The following is a 12868-nucleotide window of genomic DNA, read 5'->3' on the forward strand; positions in this document are numbered from 1 at the left end:
ATTATCGGGTTTTACTATTGCTGTCGACGCTCCTGATATACGCCAATTTCATGAATGACAGCGCGATCTTTTTCAGGTTTAATGCTGAAGCGTAATTTTTGTCCCAGTACTTCATCAAAGCGGAAGATCTTGGTGCGGCCCTGTTGTACCGCTGTAACCGCGATAGGTTGCCATTTTCCATCTTTCAGATAGGATAAGTTATACTGTGAAGGATTGTCTTTTCCTTCAGTAATAACCACACTATTGAAAGGTTTACTACGTTCAAAATCCAATTCATACCAGACTTCACCTTTAATTGCCGGATTGGAGACCCAGGCACTACCAAAGTTATCATCGTTGGCAAAATCCATGATATTCATATCGTCACTCCAGCTGCTGTATGAAGGTACTTGTTTGGCTATATTGTGGTCGACAATAGGAGCTTGGTAGCTGGGTAAAGTACTGTAGTTGGGCCTATTTTTGTACAATGTGCCGATTTTTTTCAAGGCTTCGAGTGCATTCTGATCCATGAGACCATCACTGTTCGGGGCTACATTGAGCATAAAGTTGCAATAGGCGTTGTTGTAGGGGATAATGAATTTCTCAACCAGCTCATTGACATCCTTGACGGCAGTATTTGGGAATGAGGTTTTCCAGAACCAATTTTGCTGTAAGGGAAGACAGGCCATAGCAGGAAGTTTGTTGTGTTCTTTGGAAATAAATTGCCCCGCTCCCTGTTCGTACGATTTGATATCTGTGTAAAAGAGGGCATCACCAGGGTATTTTGCTGAATTGAGGTCCATCAATAGGCATTTGGGCTGTAATGATTTGACAAGATAATAGATGTCATCGAAAGGAACATCGTCGTACGAAATGCGTGACCAAGGTGCATCCCAGCCATCAATCACCAAAGCGTCGATTTCTCCATATTGGGTGAGCAATTCCGTCAGCTGATCTTTGATCAGCTGGATATGGGCTTTGGTAATGGTGTGCGGCCGTATACCTTGGTGCATATCCAGGATCGAATAATACAGCATTACCCGAAGACCATTTTTGCGAAAGGCTTCAGTAAACTCTTTAACAACATCACGATGTAAAGGTGTATTCATGACATTATAATCTGTAGTTTTGGTGTTCCAGATCGGGAAACCACTGTGATGCTTGGTTGTCAGGCAGCCATAACTCATATTTGCCGATTTGGCCGCTTTGGCCCATTGGTCTGCGTTGAGTTTGGGTGATTTAAACAATTCAAGAGCAGCATTGGGGTCGGACCAGTCCTGTTCCATAAAAGTTGGCATCCCGTAATGGATAAACATACCAAATCCTAGATTGACAAAATCGAGCTGGCTCTGCTCAAGTATTTTTTTCGAAAAACTGGTTTGCGCAAACAGGCTGTGGCCCAGCAGGAGGCAATATAGACCGAGTAGCGTCTGGGAAATTTTGGACATAATTTGCTAATTTGTTAGGCTGTAAAGATAAGGCAACAAGAAGTATCTTGTGTTTAACAGAAACCTAATGAAAGCCTAATAAAAGCCTAATGGTATCACGAATCAATAAATAGATGTTATTTTTAACCCATGAACAGCGCCAATAGAAATATATATCCCTGGGCATTTGGTATGAGCTTCCTGATCTTGACCCTGCTGATCGGTTTTCTGATCTTCAATACCTATAAGCTTGAAGATCGAAATTACCAGATCGGACAGCTCGGACAAATCCAGAATGCCTATGGTGCTGCAGTAATGGATGATAAGATATTCCCCGGTGGGAATACGATATTTCAGACTTCATTGGTGCCCTGTCTTTCGCTTTGGTCTAGCAAGGTGCCTGCTGGTACATTTGATTCCGCTAAATTTGCTCAGCAATGTATGGAACCTTTTCTCAAACACTTGCGGCAAGAACAATCACTGGATAGTATCTTTCAGCAGATCATACAGCAACAGCAACTTGATAAAGATCTTGTTTATCTGTTTCATTTTGATAAATTGGAAGTTTACGATTCCACAGCTAAGGTTTGGAAAGTGTTGTATGAAACGGTACGTGATAATCCTGCTGGCGCCATAGCTGGTCGGCTAGAAAATACGGGGGTTAATAATCGGGTATTTGAACTGTCTGTGAGTGATAAAAGTCCAAGTCCCTATCGGTTTACCTATAGCCTATATGTAGATTATGAGAATCGGGGCTGGCGGATTGCACAACAGATGGCACCCGTATTTTTGCTGTCTTTGACCTGTATTGCGGTCATTGTGCTGCTTAGTTACCGGACTTATAGCAATTGGATCAGACAGCGCAAGCTTGCCGATCTCAAAACAAGTTTTCTGAACCATATGCGCCATGAATTCAATACCCCGCTGACGACAATCCTCATCAGTGCACACAGTTTGATCGATCGTGAAACAGGGAAAGACGATAAGGAGGTGGCACAAATTGGGCGCATCGTAGAAAGGCAAGCCAAACGACTCAAAGCTTATTTTGAACAGGTTATGGGATCTGTGGCCTTACAGGAACGACAGCCAAAGATCGTTCAGCTTCCGCTGAACGGGCTCACAGAGCAGCTGCTGGATGAGCTTCGCTTGCGGTATCATGATGAGATCGAACTCCGATACGAAGCATTAATGTCTGACATTGAAATGAAGCTAGACGAAGATTATTATTTTTCGATCTTAGATAACCTCGTATCCAATGCCATCAAATTTAATGACAGTAATGAAAAGTACATTCGGTTTACCTGGCAGTTCACGGAAGACCAATACTGTCTTAAAATAGCAGATAATGGTTCTGGTATAAGCCCTGATGAACGGGCTAAAGTATTTACAGCATTTTATCGGGGAAGATTATCAGGAAATAAACCGGGGCTTGGATTAGGACTATATTACATCAAATCCTGTTTGGACCGTTTGGGATGGGCAATTCATATGGAAGAGCGGGCAAGTGCGGGTACGATTTTTTATATTTACATGGGCAATGCAGCATCCAATGGCAAAAGACAAGATTGATATTCTTTTGATCGAAGACGAACCCGATTTGGGGGAGGTTTTTTCGCGCTATCTGCGCTACAAAGGACTTACGGTGTTTTGGGAAAGTACCGCTGAAGGTGGCTGGGCAAATTTTCAGCGTGTTTCTGTCAAACTCCTGATCATCGATGTCCAGCTGCCCGATGGTAACGGTTTTGATCTTGCGCAACGGATAATTGCTAGCAATCCGGGACAGCCTATTTTCTTTTTGACAGCACTTCACGAGCGCAACTCCCGATTAAAGGGGCTTTCTTTAGGCGCCGTTGATTATATCGCCAAACCTTTCGATATGGATGAAATATTGCTTAAGATCCGCAATCTATTGAAAGTAGCATCTGTTTCCGAAAAAGATCCGGTTTTACAGCTAGAATTGGAGATTGGCAGTTTGAGACTCAATATGGAGCGGTTTACGCTGGGAAATGAAGTGAAAAAGGTGCAAAAGCTCACCGTAAGGGAAGCAGAACTGCTGCATTACTTGATTTTGAATAAAGATATGTTGGTCAGCAAAAAAGATTTACTCTTAAAGTTTTGGGGCAATACAGACTTCTTTAACGGTAAAAGTTTGGAAGTTTTTATCTCCCGACTTCGCAAGTTGTTGCAAATGGATCGTAAACTCCACATCGAAAGTATCTATGGTGCAGGTTATATATTACATGAAGATGTTTGATTACGTGAATATGTCTGACTGCCTTTTACACGAAAAACAATACAATGATATACGAAAATATTCTAAAAAATGTGTCTAAGTGCATTACGTTGACCGCGGAAGAGATCGCGCAGTTCACGGGTATACTCACAACAAAAAAGGTCCCCAAGAAGACCATGTTATTGAATGAGGGAGAAATCTGTCAGTTTGAAGGTTATGTGCAAAAAGGCTGTGTGCGGATCTACTACTTGGATGAAAATGGCTTTGAAGTAACCTTAGCCTTTGCGGTCGAAGACTGGTGGATCAGTGATATTGCATCCTTTCATTATCATACACCTTCCAGTCTCTATATGGAAACACTGGAAGATAGCGAATTTTTAATGCTGACACCGGATACGAAAGAGCGGCTGCTGGAGACGATTCCAAAATTTGAACGTGTATTTCGTATGCTGGTTCAGCGCCGGCTAGCCGTTTTGCAGAACAGGTTGATCCATACGATGGCCAAACCTGCAGCGGATCGATACCTCGAATTTATTGAACTATACCCGACTATTTCCCAAAGGGTGCCGCAATACTATATTGCATCCTATCTGGGGGTCTCGCCCGAATTCGTCAGTATTATACGCAAACGGCTTGCTGCAAAGAAATAGAAGCAGCTATGTTTCTAGTGGCTCAATCTCTTTGGATGTAGTTTGAATTGGTTAAATATCGAGGTTATTTTTAGGCTTGAGCTTTATAGGATATGAAAATTGAGCTGCTCGGCAATTGTATTCTTTAAAACGTGTTGGATATTTGCTACCTTTAGGCTTGGGCTCCTATTGGATTGGTATGAACCCGTTTATACAACCAATTTAAAGCAGTAAAAATGAGTATAGCAGACAATGATTTTGGGAATGCTTTTTTGTATTCCTGTTATTTTGAAAAAGTATTTGGTCATGAACAGTTCATTCCCGAACACGTCGTTTTTTTTCAGATTTCCGGAGAAACGCATCTTGACCATCAGAAAGGAAAAATGATCGCTACTGAAGGACAGATCGTTGTCGCCCGCAAAAACCAATTGGCCAAAGCTTTTAAGTATCCCGCTAAAGATGATATCTATAAATCTGTTTCGGTAGTTTTGCAAGCCAATCGGCTGAAGCAGTATGCGATGGATCATCATCTAAGTTCGGATAGAAAGTATGCGGGCGAGTCTAATAGTGTACTCGAAAGCAACCTGTTTATCAAAAGTTATTTTGAATCACTGACACCCTATGCCGAGGCAGCCGACCGGGTGAGCCCTCAGATGGAGCAGATCAAGATCTATGAATTAATTACTTTACTATTGGAGAGTTATCCGCAGCTTAAGGAGCTCCTGTTTGACTTTTCGGAGCCTCATAAGATAGATCTTGAACAGTTTATGGTCAAAAATTACAGGTACAATGTACCTCTTGAAAACTTTGCCAAGCTGACCGGGCGTAGCTTAGCGAGTTTTAAACGTGATTTTGAAAAGATATTTCAGACATCACCCCGAAAATGGCTACAGGAAAAGCGTCTTTCCGAGGCCTATTATCTAATTGAAAGCAAGCGTCAAAAGCCCGCTGATTTTTATCTTGATCTCGGTTTTGAAAACCTTTCTCATTTTTATGCTTCTTTTAAGGAAAAGTTTGGGATAACGCCAGCCACCATCAATTCAGTCGCTTAGCGCTATTTTTTCCACCAATAGCTGGGCGCCGCCTGAGCCTGATCAATGCTGATTACCTGACCTATCATTGGAGTAAGCAAGGATTGCTGTTGTTTTGTTGCTGCTAGAGAAATACGCTCCAAGGGTTCATACCAGGCGTGATTCGCCAGTACAAACTTGGAGGAATGAACAGGGAATAGTACGGAAGCTTTGAGGTCATGTGCTGCTTGAACAACCTCTTCTGGCATCATGTGGATATGTTTCCAGCTGAGGTCATATTGGCCATTTTCCAAGATAGCCAAGTCAAAAGGTCCCAATTGGTTTCCGATTTCTTTGAAGTGGCTATCGTACCCGCTGTCCCCTCCCAAATAGAGTTTCTTTGTGGGCGTTTGGAGCGCATAGGAGGCCCATAATGTATTGGCGGTAAAGATGCCACGGCCTGAGAAATGTCGGGCTGGAGCGACTGTTACCTGAAAACCGTCCCCCAGGTCAACCTCATCCCACCAATCTTTTTCGATAATCTGTTCAGGACGATATCCCCAATATTCAAGGTGAGCGCCGACACCAAGACCAACAATGACTTTTCCAACCCGGGGTTGTAGTGCCTTTAACGTCTTATAATCCATGTGATCATAATGGTCATGTGATATAAATAGGAAGTCGATTGCCGGTAGGTCCGATACAATCGACACATCCGTGCCTTTAAAAGCCTTTACACTGCCGGGAATTGGAGAGGCGCTGCCGCTAAAGACAGGGTCTACAAGGATATTTTTGCCATCTACATGTAGCAAGTAGGAGGAGTGGCCAAACCAAACAAGCCCATGAGACTGCTCGAGTAGTTTCTTCCAGTCGACATGTACTGTGGGTATATTATATTGGGGACTTGTTTCGTTCGAACGCTTAAAAAAATAATCATATAGCGCTACAGTCCAAGGCTGTGAGAGCATGGGCGTTGGACTCGTATTACGGAATTTTCCGTTTTTAAATTGCTTAGATAGCTGTATGCGCTGCAGTCTTTCGCCCGAAGGCCTTTTGCCAAATTGTGGATGCATCATAATGTATAATCCGATGAAAGCGATGAAAACGGCGAGTCCTAGGATTATTCTTTTCAAAAATCGAAGCCACTTATTGCTGTTTTTTCTTATTGTCATCTGCTTAGTGTATAGCGACAAAGATAAGGCAGCAGAGCGAGATCTATTTTTGCTGATGGCTCAATTTTATGTGCTGTATGGCTCACATACCGGCGTCTAGCACCAGAGTATTGATCGTAAAAGATGTCTGCCCCCGCAGTGGAGGCAGACGTATTTTTAGCCCTTATAAGGTTTCTTAGCCGCCTCAATAAGTTCTTTCATTTCTAATTTGATATAGTCTACGTTAGGTGTAGATCCTGTCAAAAAGTAACGAATATTGCCTTCTTTGTCGATGATAAATTTTGCCGGAATACCTTTAACACCAAATTTCGCCGCCATGACTTCTCCAGTTTGCGGATCTTTTTGATCATCGTAAAGTACTTCAAACGGATAATTGTTTTTAGTGATAAAGGAGACCACATTTTCTTTGTAATTCTTATCGCGTTCCCAGGTATTCATGAATAGAAATTGAACATCTTTATCATTTGCATACGATTCTTGTGCAGCTTTCATTCCTGGAAATGAGCGGACACAGGGTTGACACCAGGTTGCCCAAAAATCTAATACCACTACTTTTCCTTTTAAGCTGCTCAAGGAGACTTTCTCACCTTTCATATTAAGCAACTCAAAATCAGGTGCGGGTTTAAAGACTGCCATTTCCTTGATATGATTGCGGATGTTCTGCGTTAATTCCGTTTTTAGGGAAGCGTTAAAACGTTCGTAGCCTTGATCAGAACCGTTCAACTCGGTATACAATTTCTTAAGATCATTTTCGACAGCGAACTGCCCTTTAGCATATAATTTGGTCAGAATATTATAGGCCTCGAGCTTTCTTCCAGTACCCATTAATGATTTGTAATAGACCATTGCAAGTCCATCCGCTTGTTCTGGAGCAACTTTTAAAGCATTCTCTATATAATTGAGCGCTTCGGCATATTTTTTCTGTGCAACGAGGATATTGACATAAGCCGACATGGAGCTCGCATAGCCCATGCCTGCAAAACGGGCTTTATTATCTTTTTCATTCTCTGGAAGCGTCAAATAATAATAGCTATCATCCATAGCAGTTTTTAACAGCGGTGCAGCAGTTGCCGTGTCGCCCGCACTCAACAAAATTTGCCCCACAGGGATATAGCCGTTTCCGCGCCAGAATCGTTCTTTCAGTTCGCCTAAATAATGCACAGCTTTTTGTGCATTTCCGTCGTTGGCAAAACTCTGTGCCAAAGAAGCTACTACATAATCGTAGGTGAGGGGCTCTTCGCTGAAGTTCTTAACCGGCCACTTTTTTATAAGTTCATTATACGCTTTCTCTTTTGCCAATGGTGTATTGGCCGTGTAAAAAACATTGGTTATAAAGGCATCGCGGGTTAGTGATCCTTTTGGGTATTTTTTCTTTGCCAATTGCTCGACCGATGTTTGCAGATCTTCTTTGCCTAAAGCGCGCAGAATATTGATCGTCGTGCGGTAGTCTTCTTCAGACTTATAAGTCTTTAGCTCGCTCATTAATACATTCGCGAGCGAATCCTTTTGCTCCACCGTTCCTTTTTCTATAATAGGCAGATAGTGTTGGTATTTGTTTTTTGCAGGTTGTTGAGCAAATGCTGCTGTTAGCGCAAACGCGAAAGCAGCCGTCAAGATTTTTCTTTTCATTATATATATGATTTACAAGTTCCTTAATTTTCGTATCCTGGATTCTGTGTCAAGTTTCTATTGATTAAAATCTGCGCTTGTGGAATCGGAAATAAGACATCCGTCGTTTGCCAGTTTGATTTGATTGGGGCCAATACGGCGTTAGCGCGGTCGGTGCGCTTAAGATCGAGCCAGCGATGGCCAAACTCACCAAAAAATTCATGGAGACGTTCGGTCTCTATAGCAGACAATAACTGGGATTGGTTTAAGCTTGTGTTAAGTCCCGCAAGGCCCGCACGACTGCGTACGGCATCTACATCCGTCCGTGCTTCTGTTAATTTTCCGAGCTTGGCCCTAGCTTCTGCACGGATAAGATATTGTTCAGCTAAACGTAGCATAACGTGGTATTCGGATCCTGCGCCTGAGGACGCTTTATATTTGGTTATGGCATAATAGGTTTTATTGGATACCGTCTTTGAACTTGTCCAATTGATCTTTCTTAAATCAGGTGTTGGCAAGGTTTCAAAACTGTTGTATACGGCATCTGGCAGGGTGTATCCCGGAGTCACTGTAGCTGTCGTTATATAATTAGCACCGAATGTGGTTACTCCAGTCTGATTGCCAAGTTGAAGAATAACCTCATTGCTCGAGTTTACAAAGTTTTTATCAGGTGTGGGCATACCGTAATCGGTTGACTGCAAAACTTTAGTTGCATAAGATTCGGCATTTTGATAATCTTTTTGGTAAAGATATACTCTGGCCAGTAAAGCGCTGGCGGCAGCCTTATTGGCGCGCCCTCTTGGACTGGCAGTAGCATCATAAGTTGGTGCCATTTTGCTCTCCGCATCTTTAAGATCTGCAATAATCTGATCGTACACTTGCTGTGCGGGCGTCCGCGGTAGTACAGCGTCTTCAAATGCATGCAGGTCATCGCGCAATTGTAACGGCACATCACCATACAGATTGACGAGATAGAAATAGGCATAAGCTCTAAAAAATTTTGCTTCTCCCAGGAGTTGATCCTTTACACTTGGGGTAAGGGAGGTGGATGCTTCGAGACCGGATATCGCGTTATTCGCATTTTTGATAAGCTGATAGGTATTGTACCAAAAGTTGGCAACATTATAATTTGTATTCAGCAGATTATTACTCGCGAATTCGGAGGTATTGGGGTCGGCCGAATTGTACTGAAGGTCGTCGGCTGCTACCCCAGTATAGAACGTTGACGTTCCAGGAAGATTAATGCTTAATGTTGTGGTATACAACCCTCTGATCACGCTATTTGCAGAAGCGTCTGTAGCGAACGCTTCACCCGCTAGCACCTGATTTGGAGGAGCACCCAACTCCACAAATTTTGAACAGGAGCTAACAAGCAGCGTTGCACTGGTGATGGCGAATAATAATATATTGTTATTGATGTTTAATTTCATGATTTCTAGTTTTAAAATTGACAGTTAAATCCAAATACAATCGTACGCAATGGTGGCAGTACTTGAGCAATCGTTCCAGTTCCTAAACCCGGAGGCCCGCCTTGAACGGTTGTTTCGGTATCCAGAACATATTTGTTCTTGGCCCAGGTAAAGAGGTTTTGACCTTGCATAAAGACATTGCAATTGGACATCTTCAGTTTGGAAGTCCAGCTTTTCGGTAAGTTGTAAGATAAATTGACCGACCTTAATTTAATATAAGAAGCGTCACCATAGACTGCGTCGGAGTTGGTATACAGATTATAAGAATTGCTTAAAGCAGCTCCATCCGCTGAAGCTCCTTGAGTTGCTGGGAGAATAGCGCCCGGGATAGTTGTATTGGTATTCGTTGGTGTCCATCGGTCCAGCCAGTAATCGTTTTGGTTGACCAAAGCCCCAGGTCTTGAATTGAGGATTTTGGTTAAGCCAAACCGGTGATTAAATTGAAAGAATACGCCAAGTTCAAAGCCTTTGTAAGAAAAGGTATTGTTAAATCCACCATAGAATGGCGTACCTAAGTCAGCAACATAGCGGTCATCACCCGTAATTGCTCCATCACCATTGCGATCTTCGTATAAAGCTCTTCCTGTTGCCGGATCGACACCTTGATAGTGGTACAAACGGATCATATTGAGGGGCTCACCCACCAAGAAACTACTTGCATAGAAGGTGTTTTCAATTCCAGGAAATTCGACCAGTTTATTTTTATAAAATGTAAAGTTTGCCGATGTTTTCCATGTAAAATTTTCATTGGTTACGTTGGTGGTATTCAGTTCCAATTCCAAACCCGTATTTTGGATCAAAGCTGGCAGGTTTTCTTTGTAACTATTGTAACCTGTTTGGGTACTCAAAACTAAATCGGTGATTTGGTCGGAAGAGCGATTCCTGAAAAAGTTTCCTGTGAATAAAATTCGATCTTTTAAGAAACCCAGATCGATTGCAAACTCCAATTTTTTCGTCGTTTCCCATTTAATGTATTCATTCGGAAGCGTTCCCATGTTCATGGAAGGATTGTTAAGGTAGGCCGTTGCTGATGAGTATAGTGGGAGGTACAGGTAATTTGAAATCTGGTCGTTACCGGTTGATCCATAGCTTGCTCTCAACTTACCAAAACTTAAAAATTGCAGGTTATCCTGCACGAAGTCCTCTTTTCCAAAAACCCAACCTAATCCAATTGCGCCGAAATTTCCGAATCTATTTTTAGGGCCGAAGCGAGATGAACCGTCCCTTCTAAAAGTTCCGTTAAACAAATATTTCTCTTTCCAGTCGTAATTTACTTTTCCGAATACGGCATTATATTTATAATAAACGAGGTTGTTACTTGCGGTAAATTGTCCTGCGGCTCCAAGCGAGCCTAACAGTGCATCGTTTGAATAATTGGAACCATTGGTGGTCTGTGAGCGGGACGAGTTCTGTTGAAAGCTTGTTCCGATCAATGCCGTCAATTTACCTTCACCCATATTTTTCACATAATCCAGTGTCGGCTCAATAATCCAATTCTCGGCCTTTGTATTGGAGAAGCTGGAAGCACCAAGCGGGTTAGTGACGGTATTATTTAAGGACGTGATTGGGCGTTGATTATTTTGGTTCAATTGGGTAATGGTATAACCAAAATTTGCTTTTGCCGTTAATCCAGGTATGATTTTATAACTCAAGTTGGCATTGGAGATCAGGTTATTGGTATTGCCAAAGTACTTCCGTTCGAGCAGGGCGATCGGATTATCAATAAATGTCGTTGGTGGTAACCAGTAGTATTTTCCATTGTCGCCATAAATGGGATAATTGGGGGCCAGATTGTAGAGTGATGTCACATCCGACGAAGGCATATCGGAATTATCATTGGCATAGCTAACCGATAAAGCGGCATTAAACTTTTTGTCAGAAGAGGTGTGATCCAGATTTAGGCGGGAGGTGAAGCGGCTATTTTTACTGTCCCCATAAAATACGGTACTTTCGCGTCTATATCCGGAGTTGAAGAAAAAGCGTGTGGACTCGTTTCCGCCGGACATATTCGCTTGAACGTCGGTGATATGGCCTTTATTTCCAATCAGCATTTTCTGCCAATCCGTCGATTTGTTTTGATCCCATAACATAAGATCCGGGGCATTGTCGGCAGTAGGTGTCACGCCAGCATTGGCGAAAGCCTCTTTTCTTAAGGTCAGATATTGTTCTAGATTTAACATGGGGATAAAGCGGTTGACCTCAGTAAATCCAGTATTGAAGTTGACACCAATACGGGTGCGGCCTGCAGATCCCTTTTTTGTTGTAATCAAGACCACACCATTGGCGCCCCGACTACCGTAGATCGCGGTGGCATCGGCATCTTTCAGCACATCAATTCGCTCGATATCCGCCGGGTTAATCATACTGAACGGACTTAATCCCTCCGAAGAGGCCGATATTCCAAAGGAATTGAGGTTGTCCGTAGCAGGTTGTCCGCCGTTAAAGTTGGTAAATGGAACCCCATCAATAACGTACAGCGGAATGGATCCAGAGGTCGTACCACTTAGTGAGGCCTGATTTCTGATCTGGATCTGAACGGCACTTCCAGGTACACCGTTGTTTTGAGCGATTAATACCCCGGACAATCTTCCGGATAGGGCTGCGAGTGGATTACTTACCGGTTGCGAGGTAATATCTTTCGCTGTGATTGAGGCAACCGAGCCGGTATTCAGTCTGCGTGTTGTTGTGCCATAGCCAATCACAACGACTTCTTCCAAACTACCTTCTTCAGGCTTAAGTTTGATCGGTGTAGGACTCGCAATAAGCTGTTTTGCCGGAATTTCGACCTTTTGATACCCTATGAAAGAAAATGTAATAATAACATCGTCATTCGGAATACGCAGTCCCCATTGTCCATTAACATCGGTCGCTGTACTCGTCTGCATACTGCGATACTCTACTTTTTGCCAGTCTTTAATGATTACCGAGACACCTGCTAGTGGCGTTCCATTTTCGTTGACTACTTGTCCTGCTATTTGTCGTTGATTTTGTTGTTTTTCCTTTACAGCGATAATATTGTTGTCCAATAGTTCCCATGTTAAGTTGCTTCCGGCAAGCGATTGCGAAAGAATATCTTTCACACTGATTTTCTTCCCAACAATATTGACCTTGGCGTTAGGTAAGGTCGATTTACTAAAGAACATTTTGTATCTGCTCTTCGCGTTGATGGTTTGAAAAACATCTTCCAGTTTTCCGTCCTGGATGGAGACATCGATTTTTTCAGTTTGAGAATAGGCAAAGCTTTGTACATGCAAGGTGCTTAGGCAAACAAGCAGTAGCGCTAATCGCGACTCTTTTCTAAATTTGGGTTTTGTTTTGATCATGTGAGTTATATAGGTTGA

The 12868-nt window shown here is 42.7% G+C and carries 9 protein-coding genes; 4 read left to right on the forward strand and 5 right to left on the reverse strand.

All coding sequences use genetic code 11. The features are described 5' to 3' along the window. Positions 1 to 14: 14 nt before the first annotated feature. On the reverse strand, positions 15 to 1427 hold the full coding sequence (locus B2107_RS04140) for an alpha-L-fucosidase (RefSeq protein ID WP_293953409.1): 1413 nt from the start codon (positions 1425 to 1427) through the stop codon (positions 15 to 17). Positions 1428 to 1556: 129 nt separating this feature from the next. On the opposite strand from B2107_RS04140, the gene B2107_RS04145 reads away from it, so the two are divergent. The 4 genes from B2107_RS04145 to B2107_RS04160 all read left to right on the forward strand — a co-directional run bounded on the left by B2107_RS04145 (position 1557) and on the right by B2107_RS04160 (position 5320). Further along, positions 1557 to 2975, forward strand: a complete 1419-nt coding sequence (locus B2107_RS04145) for a sensor histidine kinase (RefSeq protein WP_293953411.1) — start codon at positions 1557 to 1559, stop codon at positions 2973 to 2975. Then, positions 2956 to 3660, forward strand: coding sequence for a response regulator transcription factor (locus tag B2107_RS04150; protein ID WP_293953412.1), 705 nt, complete (start codon positions 2956 to 2958; stop codon positions 3658 to 3660). The genes B2107_RS04145 and B2107_RS04150 overlap by 20 nt, the downstream gene beginning before the upstream one ends. Positions 3661 to 3704: 44 nt before the next feature. After that, complete coding sequence (locus tag B2107_RS04155; RefSeq protein ID WP_293953414.1) at positions 3705 to 4289, forward strand: Crp/Fnr family transcriptional regulator; 585 nt, start codon at positions 3705 to 3707, stop codon at positions 4287 to 4289. A gap of 215 nt (positions 4290 to 4504) precedes the next feature. Beyond that, entirely contained in the window at positions 4505 to 5320 is an 816-nt protein-coding gene (locus tag B2107_RS04160; RefSeq protein WP_293953416.1) for a helix-turn-helix domain-containing protein, read from the forward strand. A gap of 2 nt (positions 5321 to 5322) precedes the next feature. Here B2107_RS04160 and B2107_RS04165 read toward each other — a convergent pair whose 3' ends face one another. The 4 genes from B2107_RS04165 to B2107_RS04180 all read right to left on the reverse strand — a co-directional run bounded on the left by B2107_RS04165 (position 5323) and on the right by B2107_RS04180 (position 12850). Continuing rightward, positions 5323 to 6450 (reverse strand): MBL fold metallo-hydrolase, encoded by a 1128-nt coding sequence (locus B2107_RS04165; RefSeq protein WP_293953418.1) that lies wholly within the window; start codon positions 6448 to 6450, stop codon positions 5323 to 5325. 156 nt (positions 6451 to 6606) lie between these two features. After that, a complete protein-coding gene (locus B2107_RS04170; RefSeq protein ID WP_293953420.1) occupies positions 6607 to 8079 on the reverse strand; it encodes a TlpA disulfide reductase family protein in 1473 nt (490 codons plus the stop codon). Between the two features lie 23 nt (positions 8080 to 8102). Continuing rightward, positions 8103 to 9488 (reverse strand): RagB/SusD family nutrient uptake outer membrane protein, encoded by a 1386-nt coding sequence (locus B2107_RS04175; RefSeq protein WP_293953422.1) that lies wholly within the window; start codon positions 9486 to 9488, stop codon positions 8103 to 8105. 11 nt (positions 9489 to 9499) lie between these two features. Continuing rightward, the gene (locus tag B2107_RS04180) at positions 9500 to 12850 is read right to left on the reverse strand and encodes a SusC/RagA family TonB-linked outer membrane protein (RefSeq protein WP_293953424.1); all 3351 of its coding nucleotides are present in this window, start codon (positions 12848 to 12850) and stop codon (positions 9500 to 9502) included. Between the last annotated feature and the right edge of the window lie 18 nt (positions 12851 to 12868).

The organism is Sphingobacterium sp. UBA7855 (assembly GCA_002500745.1).
Classification (GTDB): Bacteria; Bacteroidota; Bacteroidia; order Sphingobacteriales; family Sphingobacteriaceae; genus Sphingobacterium.